At 71.9% G+C, this 15,066-nt stretch carries 17 protein-coding genes; 6 read left to right on the top strand and 11 right to left on the bottom strand.

Annotated features, from left to right (window positions below; genetic code table 11):
* Nucleotides 1-2 precede the first annotated feature (2 nt).
* Together ABZ490_RS17010 and ABZ490_RS17005 are read left to right on the top strand one after the other, a co-directional pair.
* Nucleotides 3-272: an HPr family phosphocarrier protein gene (locus ABZ490_RS17010; protein WP_358990139.1), complete on the top strand. Its 270-nt coding sequence runs from the start codon at nt 3-5 to the stop codon at nt 270-272.
* Nucleotides 272-1,990: a putative PEP-binding protein gene (locus tag ABZ490_RS17005; RefSeq protein WP_358990136.1), complete on the top strand. Its 1,719-nt coding sequence runs from the start codon at nt 272-274 to the stop codon at nt 1,988-1,990. The genes ABZ490_RS17010 and ABZ490_RS17005 overlap by 1 nt, the downstream gene beginning before the upstream one ends.
* A 69-nt stretch (nt 1,991-2,059) precedes the next feature.
* On the opposite strand, the gene ABZ490_RS17000 is transcribed toward ABZ490_RS17005, so the two are convergent.
* The 6 genes from ABZ490_RS17000 to urtA all read right to left on the bottom strand — a co-directional run bounded on the left by ABZ490_RS17000 (nt 2,060) and on the right by urtA (nt 7,576).
* Entirely contained in the window at nt 2,060-2,686 is a 627-nt protein-coding gene (locus ABZ490_RS17000) for a DJ-1/PfpI family protein (protein WP_358990134.1), read from the bottom strand.
* Nucleotides 2,687-2,748: 62 nt separating this feature from the next.
* A complete protein-coding gene (gene urtE / locus ABZ490_RS16995) occupies nt 2,749-3,441 on the bottom strand; it encodes an urea ABC transporter ATP-binding subunit UrtE (RefSeq protein ID WP_358990131.1) in 693 nt (230 codons plus the stop codon).
* 7 nt (nt 3,442-3,448) lie between these two features.
* Nucleotides 3,449-4,243: an urea ABC transporter ATP-binding protein UrtD gene (gene urtD / locus ABZ490_RS16990; protein ID WP_358990128.1), complete on the bottom strand. Its 795-nt coding sequence runs from the start codon at nt 4,241-4,243 to the stop codon at nt 3,449-3,451.
* The gene (gene urtC / locus ABZ490_RS16985; protein WP_358990125.1) at nt 4,240-5,352 is read right to left on the bottom strand and encodes an urea ABC transporter permease subunit UrtC; all 1,113 of its coding nucleotides are present in this window, start codon (nt 5,350-5,352) and stop codon (nt 4,240-4,242) included. Before urtC ends, urtD begins: the two co-directional genes overlap by 4 nt.
* The gene (gene urtB / locus ABZ490_RS16980) at nt 5,349-6,236 is read right to left on the bottom strand and encodes an urea ABC transporter permease subunit UrtB (RefSeq protein WP_358990123.1); all 888 of its coding nucleotides are present in this window, start codon (nt 6,234-6,236) and stop codon (nt 5,349-5,351) included. Before urtB ends, urtC begins: the two co-directional genes overlap by 4 nt.
* A gap of 86 nt (nt 6,237-6,322) precedes the next feature.
* The gene (gene urtA, locus ABZ490_RS16975) at nt 6,323-7,576 is read right to left on the bottom strand and encodes an urea ABC transporter substrate-binding protein (protein WP_358990120.1); all 1,254 of its coding nucleotides are present in this window, start codon (nt 7,574-7,576) and stop codon (nt 6,323-6,325) included.
* Nucleotides 7,577-7,828: 252 nt separating this feature from the next.
* Here urtA and ABZ490_RS16970 point away from each other — a divergent pair, with 252 nt between their 5' ends.
* Nucleotides 7,829-8,311 (top strand): MarR family transcriptional regulator, encoded by a 483-nt coding sequence (locus tag ABZ490_RS16970; RefSeq protein WP_358990117.1) that lies wholly within the window; start codon nt 7,829-7,831, stop codon nt 8,309-8,311.
* Here the strand turns inward: ABZ490_RS16970 and ABZ490_RS16965 are convergent.
* Complete coding sequence (locus tag ABZ490_RS16965; protein WP_358990115.1) at nt 8,268-9,386, bottom strand: substrate-binding domain-containing protein; 1,119 nt, start codon at nt 9,384-9,386, stop codon at nt 8,268-8,270. The two genes, ABZ490_RS16970 and ABZ490_RS16965, sit on opposite strands and share 44 nt — an antisense overlap.
* A 68-nt stretch (nt 9,387-9,454) precedes the next feature.
* On the opposite strand from ABZ490_RS16965, the gene ABZ490_RS16960 reads away from it, so the two are divergent.
* Both ABZ490_RS16960 and ABZ490_RS16955 read left to right on the top strand, forming a co-directional pair.
* Nucleotides 9,455-9,586 carry a hypothetical protein gene (locus ABZ490_RS16960; protein WP_358990112.1) on the top strand — a complete coding sequence of 44 codons (132 nt, stop codon included), beginning with the start codon at nt 9,455-9,457 and terminating at the stop codon, nt 9,584-9,586.
* Nucleotides 9,583-9,993, top strand: a complete 411-nt coding sequence (locus ABZ490_RS16955; protein WP_358990109.1) for a hypothetical protein — start codon at nt 9,583-9,585, stop codon at nt 9,991-9,993. Before ABZ490_RS16960 ends, ABZ490_RS16955 begins: the two co-directional genes overlap by 4 nt.
* Here the strand turns inward: ABZ490_RS16955 and ABZ490_RS16950 are convergent.
* The 4 genes from ABZ490_RS16950 to ABZ490_RS16935 are packed head-to-tail and all read right to left on the bottom strand — an operon-like array spanning nt 9,942 to nt 13,765.
* Nucleotides 9,942-10,625, bottom strand: coding sequence for a response regulator transcription factor (locus ABZ490_RS16950; protein WP_358990106.1), 684 nt, complete (start codon nt 10,623-10,625; stop codon nt 9,942-9,944). The two genes, ABZ490_RS16955 and ABZ490_RS16950, sit on opposite strands and share 52 nt — an antisense overlap.
* On the bottom strand, nt 10,622-11,953 hold the full coding sequence (locus ABZ490_RS16945; RefSeq protein ID WP_358990448.1) for a sensor histidine kinase: 1,332 nt from the start codon (nt 11,951-11,953) through the stop codon (nt 10,622-10,624). Before ABZ490_RS16945 ends, ABZ490_RS16950 begins: the two co-directional genes overlap by 4 nt.
* Before the next feature lie 28 nt (nt 11,954-11,981).
* Nucleotides 11,982-12,821, bottom strand: a complete 840-nt coding sequence (locus tag ABZ490_RS16940) for an ABC transporter permease (RefSeq protein WP_358990103.1) — start codon at nt 12,819-12,821, stop codon at nt 11,982-11,984.
* Nucleotides 12,818-13,765, bottom strand: a complete 948-nt coding sequence (locus ABZ490_RS16935) for an ATP-binding cassette domain-containing protein (protein ID WP_358990101.1) — start codon at nt 13,763-13,765, stop codon at nt 12,818-12,820. Before ABZ490_RS16935 ends, ABZ490_RS16940 begins: the two co-directional genes overlap by 4 nt.
* Nucleotides 13,766-13,998: 233 nt before the next feature.
* On the opposite strand from ABZ490_RS16935, the gene ABZ490_RS16930 reads away from it, so the two are divergent.
* Nucleotides 13,999-14,808: a hypothetical protein gene (locus ABZ490_RS16930; RefSeq protein WP_358990099.1), complete on the top strand. Its 810-nt coding sequence runs from the start codon at nt 13,999-14,001 to the stop codon at nt 14,806-14,808.
* Nucleotides 14,809-15,066: the final 258 nt, after the last annotated feature.

Below are 15,066 nucleotides of genomic sequence, written 5' to 3'. Positions count from 1 at the left end.
ACATGCCGGAACGCCACGCCACCGTTTTGTGTTCGCAGGGCCTGCACGCCCGGCCGGCCGCCGCCTTCGCCCGTGCGGCGGCGAAGAGCGGACATCGGATCACCCTCCGCAGGACCGGCGGGGACCCGGTCTCGGTCAGCAGCACCCTCATGCTGATGAGCCTGGGACTCAAGGAGGGCGAGGAGGTCGTCCTGGCCTCCGACGACGACACGGCCGGGCCGGAGCTCGACCGGCTCGCCGCCCTGCTCGCCACCGAACTCGACGGACAGTGATGACCACCGCGAACCAGCCCCGAACGACGGCCGGGCTCGGGGTCGGCCGCTCGGCCGCCGTCGCCCCGCTCGTCGTGGTCCGGCCCGCGCCCGTGATCCCGCCGGACGCCCTGCGGCTCAGCGACCCGGCGGACGCCGGACCCGCCCTGGACACCGCCCTGCGGGCGCTGGCCGAGGTGGCGGACGAATTCGTCCGGCGGGCCGCCGACGCGCCGGGAGCGCTCGGCGACGTGCTGCGCTCCACGTCGGACATGGCGGCCGACCCGGAGCTGGCCGACCGGATCCGCGCCGGGATCGACCGGGGGCAGGGCCCGGCCGCCGCCGTGGACGGGGCCGTCGCCGAGGTCGTCGCGCTGCTCACGGCGGCCGGGGGCCTCTTCGCCGAGCGGTCGACCGACCTGAGGAGCGTGCGCGACCACGCGGTCGCCCGGGTCCTCGGGCTCCCCGCTCCCGGCCTGCCCCCGCTGCGCGAGCGGTCCGTCGTCTGCGCCGTCGACCTCTCCCCCGCCGACACCGCCTCGCTCGATCTGACGAAGGTGGCCGCCCTGGTCACGGAGTCGGGCGGGCCGACCGGGCACACGGCCATCATCGCCCGGCAGCTCGGCATCCCGTGCGTCGTCCGGGCGGCCGGGGTGACCCTGATCCCCGAGGGGACGGTCGTCGCCGTCGACGCCGCGGCCGGCACGGTCACGGCCGACCCGGACGACACCCTGGTCGACTCCCTGCGCGCACGGGCGCTGACCGAGCGGGCGCTGGCCGAGGACACCGCCGCGGGCGCGACCTCGGACGGCCGTCCGGTCGCCCTGCTCGCCAACGTCGGCACCGTCGAGGACATCGAGCAGCTCGGCCCCTCGGCGGCCGAGGGCGTGGGGCTCTTCCGTACGGAGGTGCTCTTCCTCGACGCGGTGGAGGCGCCGTCGCGCGACCGGCAGACCCCGGTGTACGCGCGTGCCTTCGCGGCGGCGAGGGGGGCCGTGACGACGGTGCGCACCCTCGACGCCGGCGCGGACAAACCCCTCGCGTTCGCCGTCCAGGAACCCGAGGAGAACCCGGCGCTGGGCGTCCGCGGCCATCGGCTCGTCCGTACGATGCCGGAACTGCTGGAGGAGCAGCTCGCCGCGCTCGGCGCGGCCACGCGGGCGCTGGCACCGGCCGATCGCGGCCGGGTGCGGGTGATGGCCCCGATGATCTCCACCGCGGAGGAGGCCCGGACCTTCGCCCGGCTGGCACGCGCGCACGGCGTGGAGACCGTCGGGGTGATGATCGAGGTCCCGGCGGCCGCGCTCCGGGCCGCTTCCCTCCTCGCCGAGGTCGACTTCGTCTCGCTCGGCACGAACGACCTCGCCCAGTACACGATGGCGGCCGACCGTCTGCGGGGCGGCCTGCACGACCTGCTGGACCCGTGGCAGCCGGCCGTGCTGGACCTCGTGGCGATAGTCGCCCGGGCCGGGGATGCCGCGGGCAAGCCGGTCGGGGTGTGCGGCGAATCGGCCTCCGACCCCCTGATGGCCCTGGCACTCACCGGGCTGGGCGTCACGAGCCTGTCGATGTCGGCGCCCGCGCTGCCCGCGGTGCGGCACGCCCTGCGCCGTCACTCCTCGGCCCGTTGCAGGGCGATCGCGGAAGCGGCCCTGGCCGCGCCGAGCGCCCCGCGGGCCCGCGAGGCCGCCCTCGCGCTCATGGATCCGGAGGTGGTGACCCGGCTCCGGCTCCACTAGGCGAACGGGCGACCCCGGCTCCCCCGGCTCCCCCGGCAGGGAGGTTCAGCACGATCGCCTCCTGCGGGATCACGGGCAGGAGTCGGCCGTTCTGAACACGTCACCCCGGCGCTCGAACTCCACGATCGTCTCGACGTAGGTGGCGGCGGCCCTGCCCAACTCGCGTTCCAGCAGCCAGAGGGCGCCGTCGATGCCGGACGAGACGCCGCCGGCCGTGATCAGGTCACCGTCGTCGACGACACGCTCGTCCATGACCTTGACCCCCTGTTCGGCGAGGTAGCGCTTGGCGAGGTGATGGGTCGTACAGGTGCGGCCCGAGGTGAGACCGGCGGCGGACAGCAGGATGACCCCGGTACAGACGCCGAGCACGGTCGCTCCGGCATCATGGGCGGAACGCAGTGCGGACGGCAGGTCGCCCTTGTCGATCTCCGCCCACACTCCGGCCCCGTCCCGCCGGTCGAAACCTCCGCCGGGCACGATGATCACATCGGCGTCCTGCGGGGACCAGGCCGCCGCCGGCACCTTCGTCCCGTAGCCGTAGGTCACTTCGGCCGCCGCTCCTCCCGTCACCAGCTTCACCGTGACCGGATGGGCCCGGGCTGCCACGGACAGCACCTCGAGCGGGCCGAAGACGTCCAGTTCCTCCACACCGTCGAACGTGACGATGTGGACGCGCAGCGGACTTCTGTCTGTCACCTGTGCCGAACCACCTTTTCCGACGAGCTCCACGGTCGCCACAGTAGCTCGGTCACGGGTGGTCACACGCTGAGCGCCGCCCGGACGGTCTGTTCCGCGGCCGTTCCGCCCTCGCCCGAGGACGTCACCCGTCCGGCCTCCAGGACGTGGTACCACTGGGCGGCGCGCATCGCGAAGCCGACGTGCTGTTCGACGAGGAGCACGGAGAGTCCGCCGCGCCGGGTGAGGGCGAGGATCGTCTCCTCGATCTCGGCCACGACCGACGGCTGGATGCCTTCCGTCGGCTCGTCGAGCAGGAGGAGCCGGGGGCGGGTGATCAGGGCGCGGGCGAGGGCGAGTTGCTGGCGCTGGCCGCCGGAGAGCAGACCGGCGCGGCGGCCGGAGAGCTCGCGCAGGACCGGGAAGAAGTCCAGCGCCTCGGCGGTCGCCGCCTTCCCGTCGGGGCGGCCGTCGGCGACGAGTCGGAGGTTCTCGGCGGTGGTGAGGTGGGGGAAGGACTGCTGGCCCTGGGGGACGTAGGCCATGCCCCGGGCGACCCTCCGGTGCGGGGCGAGGTGGGTGATGTCCTCGCCGTCGAGCCGGACGGTGCCGCTCCTGGCCTTGATCAGGCCCATGGCGGTGCGCAGCAGTGTGCTCTTGCCGGCGCCGTTGTGTCCGAGGACGGTGGCGACGCCGTCCTTCGGGACCGAGACGGTGACGCCGTGCAGGACCGTGGTGCGGTCGTAGCCGGCCCGGACGGAACTGATCTCGAGCATCTCTGGCTCACGCCTCCTCGGCGACGGCCACGGGAGTGGCGGGAACGGGATCGGTCGCGGGCCCCTGTTCCGCGGCGCGGCCGAGGTAGACCTCCTGGACCTTGGTGTCGGCCTGTACCTCGGCGACGGTGCCCTCGCTGAGGACCTTGCCCGCGTGCAGGACGCTGACGCTGCGGGCGAAGGAGCGCATGAAGTCCATGTCGTGCTCGATGACGACGACGGTGCGGTCCGCGCTGATCCGCTGGAGCAGTGCGCCGGTGGCCTCGCGTTCGTCGTGGCTCATGCCCGCGACGGGTTCGTCGAGCAGCAGCAGCCTGACGTCCTGGACGAGCAGCATGCCGATCTCCAGCCACTGCTTCTGTCCGTGGGCGAGCACTCCGGCGGGGCGCTCGCGCAGGTCGGTGAGTCCGGTGGTCTCCAGGGCACGCACGACCGGCTCGGGGAGGTCCTTGCGGCGGCGGAGCATCGTCCACACGTTCCGCCCGGCGCCCGCCGCGATGTCGAGGTTCTGCAGGACGGTCAGTTCCTCGAAGACCGTGGCCGTCTGGAACGTACGGCCGATGCCCGCACGGGCGATCTTCTGCACGGGCCGGCCCAGCAGGTCCTGGCCGTCGAAGCGGACGGAGCCCGTCGCCCTCACCAGGCCGGTGACGGCGTCGACCAGGGTGGTCTTGCCTGCGCCGTTCGGGCCGATGAGGAAGCGCAGGTCGCCGGGGTGGATGTCGAGGTCGACGCCGTCGACGGCGGTGAAGCCGTCGAAGGTGACCCGCAGATCGCGGACGGTCAGTCCTGCGCCGTTCATGCCGTCTCTCCCGTCCGGGTCATGCGGAGGCGTCGCTTGCGGAGCACGGCGCCGAGGGAGGCCAGACCGCCGGGCAGGAAGCCGACCGCCACCACGAACAGCAGGCCCTGGAGGTACGTCCACGCGGCGGGGAAGGCGTCCGAGAGGGTGCTCTGCGCCCAGGCCACCGCGATCGCGCCGAGCACCGCGCCGACCAGTGAGGCCCTGCCTCCGACGGCCGCGCCGATGACGAAGCCGATCGACGGCACGATCCCGATCAGGGCCGGGGAGATGATCCCCACGGCGGGGACGAACAGGGCCCCGGCCAGCCCGGCCGCTCCGGCCGCGAGGACGTAGGCGACGAGCTTGACGTTGGCCGGGTCGTAGCCGAGGAAGCGCACCCGTTCCTCGGAGTCCCGTACGGCGACGAGGAGTTCGCCGTAGCGGCTGACGAACAGCTGGCGGACGCCGACCATGAGGAGCAGCAGGACGGCGGCGATGAGGAAGTACACCGTGCGCTGGTTGACGGGGTCGTCGAGCGAGTAGCCGAAGAAGCCCTGGATGTCGGTGAGGCCGTTCGTGCCGCCGGTGGTGGCCTGCTGGCCGATCAGCCAGATGGACAGGGCGGCCGCCAGTGCCTGGCTGAGGATCGCGAAGTACGCGCCCTTCACCCGGCGGCGGAAGACGAAGAACCCGAGGACGGCCGCGACCGCCATCGGCAGCAGCACGGTCATGGCGAGCGCGAACGCCGGGTTCGCGAACGGCTTCCACCACCAGGGCAGGGTGTCGCCGGTGCCGTAGAGCTGCATGAAGTCGGGCAGGGTCTCGCCGGTCGCGGCGGCGTCTGCGAGCTTGAGGTGCATGGCCATGGCGTAGCCGCCGAGGCCGAAGAAGACGCCCTGGCCGAGCACCATGAGCCCGCCGCGGCCCCAGGCGAGGCTGACGCCGACCGCGACGATCGCGTAACACAGGTACTTGGCGAGGAGGTTGAGGCGGAAGTCGGACAGCGCCAGGGGTGCGACACCGAGCAGGAGGACGGCGCCCAGCACGAACCCGGCGGGGACGCGGAACCGGTCGAGGAAGGTCGGGGGCGGTGAGGTCACCGCGGTGGGGGTGATGGTCGTCGTCATGCCAGGCTCCGGGTGCGCAGGGTGTACAGGCCCTGGGGTCGCCACTGGAGGAACGCGACGATCGCCACGAGCACGACGACCTTGGCGACGCTGACGGTCGTCGAGTATTCGAGGACCGCCTGGAGCACACCGAGCGCGAAGGCGGTGATGACGCTGCCCTTGAGCTGCCCGATGCCGCCCACCACGACGACGAGGAAGGCGTCGACGATGTAGTTGGTGCCCATCGTGGGTCCGATCGGTCCGACCAGGGTGAGGGCGACACCGGCCACACCGGCGAGGCCCGAGCCGATGAAGAACGTGATGCGGTCGACCTGGCCGGTGGCGATGCCCGAGACCTCGGCGAGGTCGCGGTTCTGGACGACGGCGCGGATCCGGCGGCCCAGCGGGGTGAGCTTCAGGACGAGGGTGAGGGCGAGGACGCTCAGCAGGGCGAGGCCGAGGATGAACAGCCGGTTGTCGGCGAAGGTGACGCCGCCGCCCAGGGAGATGTTGCCGGTGAGGACGTCGGGCGCGGTGGTCTGCACGTTGGGGGCGCCGAAGATGTCGCGGGCGAGTTGCTGGAGCATCAGCGAGACACCCCAGGTCACGAGCAGCGTGTCCAGCGGGCGGGTGTAGAGGCGGCGGATGAGCAGCCATTCCAGCAGGGCGCCCATGGCTCCGGCGACCAGGAAGGCGACGGGCAGCGCGACCAGCAGGGAGAGGCCCGCGCCGCTGATGGACTTCTGGAGGACGTACGTCGTGTAGGCGCCGGCCATGATGAACTCGCCGTGCGCCATGTTGATGACGCCCATCTGGCCGAAGGTCAGGGTCAGGCCGAGCGCGATGAGCAGCAGGACGGCACCGATGCTGATGCCGGTGAAGGACTGGTTGAGGACGACCGTCATGAGGCGGCTCCGGGTCGGGAACGGGGTGCGGGCGTGGGGCGGGACCCGGCTCGCGCGGAGCCGGGTCCGTGCGCGTGCGGCCTGGATCAGGAGAGGCCGGAGGCCCAGGAGTAGCCCTTGAGGTAGGGGTCGGGCTTGATCGGCTTGCCGGAGTTCCAGACCTCGGTGATCAGGCCGTCGGAGCCGACCTTGCCGATCCGGGCGGTCTTGTAGACGTGCTGGGTGGCGCCGTCCACGGTGACCTTGCCCTCGGGGGCGTCGAGTGCGATGCCGTCGGAGGCGGCCCTGACCTTCGCCACGTCGAAGGAGCCGGCCTTCTCGACCATCTCCTTCCACAGGAGGACGGAGATGTAGGCGGCCTCCATCGGGTCGGAGGTCGGCTTGTCCTTGCCGTACTCGGCCTGGTAGGCCGCCACGAACGTGCTGTTCGCCGCGCCCGCGGTGGTCTCGTAGTAGTTCCAGGCCGTCAACTGGCCTTCCAGGTACTGCGTTCCGATGCTCTTGACCTCCTCCTCGGCGATGGAGACGGAGAGCACCGGCAGGCTCTTGGCGGTCAGGCCCGCGGACTTGTACTCCTTGAAGAAGGCCACGTTGGAGTCGCCGTTGAGGGTGTTGAACACCGCGTCGGCGCCGGCGTCCTTGACCTTGTTGACGATGGTGCCGAACTCCGTGGACCCCAGGGGCGCGTAGTCCTCGCCCACGACCTCCATGCCGTTGGCCTTCGCGTACGCCTTGATGATTTTGTTGGCGGTCCGCGGGAAGACATAGTCGCTGCCGACCAGATAGAGCTTGGTGAGCCCCTGCTTCTTGAGATAGTCGAGAGCCGGGACGATCTGCTGGTTGGTGGTCGCGCCGATGTAGAAAATGTAGGGCGACTGTTCCAGGCCCTCGTACTGCACGGGGTAGAACAGCAGGGACTTGTACCGCTCGAAGACGGGTTTGACGGCCTTTCGGCTGGCCGAGGTCCAGCACCCGAAGGTGGCGACGACCTGGTCGTCCTTGATGAGGCTCTCCGCCTTCTCGGCGAAGGTGGGCCAGTCGGAGGCGCCGTCCTGGCTGACGGCCTTGAGCTTCTTGCCCAGCACTCCGCCCGACGCGTTGATCTCCTTCACGGCGAGCAACAGCGCGTTGTGGACGGTCACTTCACTGATCGCCATGGTGCCCGAGAGCGAGTTCAGCAGGCCGACCCGGACCGTGTCGCCGGAGGTGTCGGCCTTGGCGCCGGAGCCGGTGGAGGTGCTGTCGCCCGTCTTGGCGCCGCACGCGCTGAGGGCTGCGGACGCGCCGACGGCCGAGACGCCGGCCAGGAGACCGCGTCTGCTGATGCTGAACCCGGACATGCACAACCTCCTTGCCCCGAAGGGGCGATGAGAAGTAGGTGACGGCGGACACAGCCTGCGAGGAAACTGTTTCACCTGCGTTTCCGAGCAATTGAAGAACAGTTTCCAGGGGAAGTAAAAATTCGGGCGAGGCGAGCAATTAATGCTTTCCGTGGGAAGGTTGGCTTTCCTGATTCCCTTGCCGCGGGCCCGGTGATCGACGGTAGGCTCGGGCAGGAGCGGCAGTCGGCGGGCGAAGAGTGGAGGAGCGCGATGGCGAGACGGCCCCAGGATCTGCTGCACCTGCTCACGCGGGCCGAACGTCTCGCCGTGCGCCGCGTACAGTCCGTCCTCGACGAGTTCGACTGCTCGGTGGAGGCGTGGCGGGTGCTCGACCTGCTCTCCGACGGACAGGGCCACCATATGACGGCCCTCGCCGACCATGCGTTCCTGCCGGCGCCGAGCCTCACCAAGCTGGTGGATCAGCTCGTCGACCAGAACCTGGTCCACCGTCGCGTCGACCCGGCCGACCGGCGCCGTGTCCTGGCCGACCTCACACCGCGGGGCAGGCAGCGGTGGCAGCTGCTGGCGCGTGAAGTGCGCGCCGACTGGGTCGACCTGGCACGGGCGCTCCCCGACGAGGAGCTGGACGGCCTGCTCGCACGACTGGCCGACGCGCTGGAGGGCCGCGACACCGACGGCCCGGTCCAGGTCACCTCAGGTCGTACGGGGAAGGCAGTTGGGCGAGCACGTTGAAGTCGAGCCCGTCCGCCTCCGCGAGGTAGATGCGCTGGCGGACATGCCGGTCCCGGAGGTGGAGCAGGCCGCGCGGACCCTCGTAGGAGACCGTCTCGGCGGTGGCGGAGATCGCTGAGACGTCCAGGGTGCGGGCCCGTTCGATGAGCGAGGCGAGCAGCAGCACCCCCTCGTAGCAGGACTCGCCGAGACTGCCGGGGGCCGGCGCCCCGAAGCCGAAGCGGTCGGCGTAACGGCCCTGGAAGTCCAGGGTGTCCTGGGTGGCGAGCGAGGCGAAGAAGCCGGCCGTGCTGAACAGGTCGCCGGTCGTCTCCGGACCGCTCGCCACCAGCATGTTCTCGTCCATCAGCGTGCTCAGCCTCAGACACCGCCGGTCGAGGCCGCAGGCGGCGAAGGCCCGGTTGAAGCGGACCGCGTCGCTGCCCACCAGCAGCATCAGCACACCGTCCGCGTCCGTGTGCTCGATGCGCCGCAGCACATCGGTGAAGTCCTCGGCGCCCAGGGGCAGATACGCCTCGCCGCAGACCCGTCCGCCCCGCGCCGCGCGGGCATAGCGGCGGGCGGCCCGGGCGGTGTGCCGGGGCCAGACGTAGTTGTTGCCGACGACGAACCAGCGGCGTACCCGCCGTGCCTCCGCGAGCAGGCGCATGGCGGGCAGCAGTTGCCAGTCGGGGGTCTCACCGGCCAGGAAGACACCGTCCGTGCGCTCCCCGCCCTCGTACAGGGCGGTGTACACGTACGGCACCCGGTGGGCGACGCGCGGCGCCATCGCCTGGCGGACCGAGGAGATGTGCCAGCCCGTCACGCCGTGCACCACGCCGGTGGCGACCAGGGCCTCGACCTCGTCGGCCACGCTCCGCGGGTCGGCTCCGCCGTCGACCTCCAGCAGCCGCAGTTCCCTGCCGAGCACTCCGCCGGCCTTGTTGATCTCCTCGGCGGCCAGCCGGGCGCACGCCTCACAGGCGGGACCGAAGATCCCGGCGGGCCCCTGCATCGGGTACACGAGCGCGACGTTCAGGGTCGAGTCGTCGGCCGTGAACCACTCGGGGGTGTACAGGCGGAGCGGCCGGCGCATGCCCCCATGATGGCCCGGCGGCGATCACCGCCCCAGACACCGGGCGGGATCGAAACCGATTCGTAGGGATGGGCCTGTGGCTGCGTCGCGCCCACACGGTGCCGCTGGGCCCCGGGACCGGCCTGTCACCGGGCATCACGCCGCTGCTGCTCTCCCTGGTGCCGAGCCCGTCCTGCATCTGGCGGTCCCGCTCCCGGTGATCCCCCTCGTCGTGGCGATGCCGGTCGCGGCCGGAGCCACCGTGGGGACCGGGAGAGGTGACGGCGAGCAGCCGGCCATGGTGGGCCTCGTCCTCGCCTCCACCCTGCTGAGCCCGCTCACCGTCCCGCTGCTCATCACCGCGGCCGGGAGCGCGGTCCACGGTGGCTTCGCGCTGGCCGGTGTCGTCCTGCCGACCCCGGTGGGCATCCTGTGCCGGGTCGCGCTGCCCGCCGCCTGGCGGGGACGGCTGCTGGGCGTGTTCGTGCCCGCGGCGTTGCTGGACGGCGGCGAGCCGGGTCGTCGGCGCGGCCCCGCGCACCTGACGGGCCAGGGCACCGGGAGGCCGGGCTCGTTTCACGGGTCGAGTCCCGCGTCCGCCCCCGGGCGGGCGAGCCCGCGGTCGTAGGCGAAGATCACCGCCTGGACGCGGTCCCGGGCGCCGATCTTGGCGAGCACACGGCCCACATGCGTCTTCACGGTCGACTCGGCGACGACGAAGCGGGCGGCGATCTCGCCGTTGGTCCAGCCCTTGCCGATGGCCACGAGGATCTCCCGCTCGCGTTCGGTGAGGGAGGCCAGGCGCGGGTCCTCGCCCGCGTCCCCCCGTCCGGTGGGCGCGTAGCGGGCGTACTCGTCCAGGAGACGGCGGGTCAGGGCGGGCGCGATCACCGCGTCGCCGCAGGCGACCGCGCGGATCCCGGCGAGGAGTTCCTCCGGGCGCGCGTCCTTGAGGAGAAAACCGCTCGCTCCCGCCCGGAGGGCGGCGTGCACGTATTCGTCGAGATCGAAGGTGGTCAGCACGAGGACGCGGGAGCGGCCGCCCGAGGCGGTGATCCGGCGGGTGGCCTCGATGCCGTCCATGCCGGGCATCCGTACGTCCATCAGGACCACGTCGGGACGGAGTTCGGCGGTCCTGCGGACGGCCTCGGTGCCGTTCGCGGCCTCGCCGACCACCTCCGTCTCGGGGAGGGAGTCGAGCAGCACCCGGAAGCCGTAGCGCTGGAGCTCCTGGTCGTCGACGACGAGCACGGTCGTCACCGGGCACCTGCCCCGGGCCCCAGGTCGAGGACGGCCTCCACGGTCCAGCCCCCGTCGGACGCGGGTCCGGCGGTCACGGTCCCTCCGTACAGCGCCGCCCGTTCACGCATGCCCACCAGTCCGTGTCCTTCCTCGTTGCCCGGTCCGGGATGTCCGGCCGGGCCGTTGTCGCGTATCCGGATGACGAGCCGGTCGTCCTCGACGACCACGCACAGGGTGACCCGGGTGCCCGCCCCGGAGTGTTTCAGGGTGTTCGTCAGGGCTTCCTGGACGATGCGGTAGACCGTCAACTGCCTCCCCCGGTCCAGGGCGTCCACCTCGCCGACGGTCCGGTAGACGATCTCCAGCCCGGCGCCGCGTACACCGTCGCACAGCGACTCGATGTCCCCGAGGCCGGGCTGCGGGCTGAGTTCGGGCGGCTGACGGGCGCCGTCCGACGCCTCGCGCAGGACACCGAGCACCCGGCGCAGCTCGCCGAGGGCCGTGCGGCCGGTGTCCCCGATGAGGTGCAGGGCCTCCTTGCCGCGCTCGGGGGCGAGGTCCGTGGCGTACGCGCCGGCGTCGGCGAGGGTGATGATGACGGACAGGTTGTGGCCGACGATGTCGTGCATCTCGCGGGCCACCCGGGCGCGTTCCGTGGCGGTCGCGAGTCTGATGCGCTGGTCGCGTTCCGTCTCCAGCCGCGCCGCCCGCTCCCGCAGCCCGGCGAGCCGGGCCCGCCGGGTCCGCACCACGAGGCCGACGGCCAGGGCCGCGGTGGCCGTGCCGAGCAGGAAGAACAGCGCGTCCCAGACCGACACGGCCGGCGATACGCGGACGGCGACCAGCACCATCCCGCCCGCCATGACGGCGCAGGCCCACGGGAGCCGGCGCAGCTGCCCGTGCAGGGCCAGGCTGTACAGGGCGACGAACAGGGCCACGTCCGCGCGCAGCGCGGCACCGAGTGACCATTGCAGGACGAAGACGGCGGCGATGGCGAGGAAGACGGTCAGGGGCCGGCGCCGCCGCCACAGCAGCGGCAGCACCAGACCGGCCTGGAGGGCGAGCACGGCGGCCGGGGGGAGCTGGGTGAAGGCGAACGGGATCCGGCGCGGGCCGTCGCCGTCCCCCGCACCGTCCCCGTCCCTGGCACCGGTGCCGGCGCCGACACCGCGGTGGTGCAGCAGGTCGGGCAGGCAGAACATGAGGAAGACCAGCGCCGCCACCGCGGTGTCCAGCACCCACGGATGGTCACGGTCCGCCTGGCGCAGTCGCCCTCCGGTCCGGGCGAGCCGGGCGAGCAGCGGTCCCGTGCCGCCGGCATCCCCGGCGTAGGTGGTCGTCGTCAAGGTGGTCACCCGCCCATGGTGCAGGCCGTCAGACGTCGCTGCGCACCAGCCGGTACGCCGCCCCCGCCAGCGCGAGCGCCGTCCAGCCGAGGAAGACCAGGAGCCCGGCGGTGGGCGACAGGGTGGTGCTGTCGTGGGTCAGGGCGAACATGGACTCGCCCGCGTTGCCCGGCAGGTAGGGACCGATGTCGTCCTGCCAGGAGCTGGGCAGCAGGGACACCAGGCCCGGGATCAGCATCAGGGCGGCGACCAGCACCGCGATGCCTCCGGCCACCGACCGCAGCAGGGCGCCCAGGGCAGTGCCGATGACGCCGACCAGGCCGAGGTAGAGCCCGGCGCCCAGCAGGCTGCGTACGACTCCCGTGTGGGTCGGGCTCAGCGCGGCGGGGGTGCCGGAGACGATGCCGCTGCCGAGGGCGAAGGCGACGAACGCGCCGAGGGTGCCCACCACGAGCGCGACCAGCCCGAACACGGCCGCCTTGGACCAGAGCACGGGCAGTCGGCGCGGCACGGCGGTGAGCGTCGAGCGGATCGTTCCCGTGGAGTATTCACCCGCCGTGACCAGGACGCCGAGCACGCCGAGCGCCAGCTGGGCGAAGTTGGTGCCGAAGAGGGAGAGGCTCACGGCCGTCGCGGTGGCGAAGTCGCGTTCCTGGCGTCCCGAACCGATGCCGGACCTGTAGTGGTTCGCCGCGATGAGACCGAAGGCGACGAGGAAGAGCAGGCCGAGGCCCAGCGTGATCCAGGTCGAGCGCAGCGACCACAGCTTGGCCCACTCCGAGGCGAGCACGCGCCGTCCGGTCACCCGGTGGGCGGGGCGGGCGGGGGTGCCCGGGGTCGCCTCGGCGGGCGCGGTGAGGGTGCTCATGCCGCCCTCCCGTCGGTCGCGGACGTGTCGATGCCGGTCGCGGAGCCGTGGTACTCCACGGCATCCCTGGTCAGATTCATGAACGCCTCCTCCAACGAGACCGTGCGCGTGGTCAGCTCGAACAGCGCGATGCCGTGCTCGGCCGCCTTCAGGCCGATCTCGCGGGCGCTCAGGCCGGCCACCTGAAGCTCTTCCGAACCCGCGTGACCCGTGATGTCGACACCGGGACCGGCCAGCACGTCCCGCAGCCGCGCCGGGTCCTGGGTGGCCACCGTCACCGTGTCGCCGCCCGCCTCGCGGACGAGGTCGCGCACGGTCGTGTCGGCCAGGAGCCGGCCCCGCCCCACGATGATGAGATGGTCGGCGACGAGAGCCATCTCGCTCATCAGGTGGGAGGACACGAACACGGTCCGCCCGTCGTCGGCGAGGGCCTTGAGCAGGGTGCGGATCCAGAGCACGCCCTCCGGGTCGAGGCCGTTGACCGGCTCGTCCAGCATCACCGTCTGGGGGTCGCCCAGCAGGGCGGCGGCGATGCCCAGCCGCTGGCCCATGCCCAGGGAGAAGGCGCCGGCCCGCTTCCCGGCCACGCTGCCGATCCCCGCCAGGTCGATGACCTCGTCGACCCGGCGCCGGGGAATCCCGTGGGTCAGGGCGAGCGCCGTCAGATGGTTGCGGGCCGAGCGGCCCGGGTGGACCGACTTCGCCTCCAGGAGGGCGCCGACCTCCTGGAGCGGCGCCCGGTGCCGGGCGTAGTGCTGCCCGTTGACCGTCACCGACCCGCTCGTCGGAGCGTCCAGGCCGACGATCATGCGCATGGTCGTCGACTTCCCCGCGCCGTTGGGCCCGAGGAAGCCGGTCACCGTGCCGGGCCGGACGGTGAAGTCCAGCCCGTCGACGGCCGTCTTCTCGCCGTACCTCTTGGTCAGCCGCCGTGCGTCGATCATCCGTGTCCCTTCCTGTCGGGTCCTGTCGGGCACCGGCGCCCTTCGGCCGCCCCTGACGCCTCACCGGCAACGCTAGTAGACGAAACGTCCCGATTCGGTGGTACCGCGGACTGATCCGCGCCCGTCGGGTCGTACCGCGGTACTACGCGCCACCGTTCCCGGGCCCCCGGTCTCCCGCTCCCCCGGTCGGCCGTTCAGGTTGTGTTCAGGCCCGGCGTGCCATCGTGCGGATCATGACCGCAGAGCACGTCCTCGACGACCGTCCCCCGTTGCCCGTACACCGGATGGCGAACAAGGTGCCGGAGGTGACCGTCTCCTTCTGGATCATCAAGGTGCTGACCACCGGCATGGGGGAGACGGCGTCGGACCTGCTGGCCCGTACGCTCGGCCCGGTCCCGGCCGTCGGGCTCGGCGGCCTCGCGCTGGCGGCCTCCCTGGCCGTCCAGTTCGCTCTGCGCCGGTATGTCGCCTGGGCCTACTGGACCGCCGTCGTCATGGTCAGCGTGTTCGGCACGATGGCCGCCGACGTCCTGCACGTCGGCCTCGGCGTGCCGTACGCGGTGTCCGCCCCGGCCTTCCTCGCCGCACTCGCCACGGTCTTCGTGCTCTGGTACGCGAGCGAGCGGACCCTGTCCGTCCACACCATCGAGACCCGCCGCCGCGAGGCCTTCTACTGGGCGGCCGTACTCACGACCTTCGCCCTCGGAACCGCGGCGGGCGACCTGACCGCCACGACCGGCCTCGGCTACCTGGGGTCGGTCGTCCTCTTCGGCGCCGGCATCTGCGTCCCCGCGCTGGCCCACCGCTTCGGTTCCCTGAACGCGGTGACCGCCTTCTGGACCGCCTACGTCATCACCCGCCCCCTCGGCGCCTCCCTCGCCGACTGGATGGCACTCGGCCACACCCGCGGCGGCCTGGGCCTTGGCCTGTCGCCCGTCACCCTGACCTGGACCGCGGCGATCATCGGAGCCACGTTTCTTTTCCCGGGAGACAGAAACATCTCCCAGAAGATCAAAATGAGTCGAAGCAGAACAAACCCATAAAAATACCCAAACAGCCTAATAATCCCAATAGCCATGGCGATAAAGCGACTGTTCCGTTTTGCGTTCACCGGGCCGGACCGGGCGAGGTTCGTGGAACTGCTGCGTGTCCTCCTGAAAAGCGTCTGGAGCAGCGGGACGCCAAAGCGGCCCACACGGCGGTCCCCTACGAGCCCCTGTTCGACCTGGACTTCGTGCTGTCGCGGAGCCTGGGCAAACTGCTGAAGCTCCGTTCGCCGGAGATGTACGACGCCCAGGCAC

The sequence above is a fragment of the Streptomyces sp. NPDC005811 genome (assembly GCF_040630405.1).
GTDB lineage: Bacteria > Actinomycetota > Actinomycetes > Streptomycetales > Streptomycetaceae > Streptomyces.
This window is presented reverse-complemented; position numbering and strand designations above follow the sequence as displayed.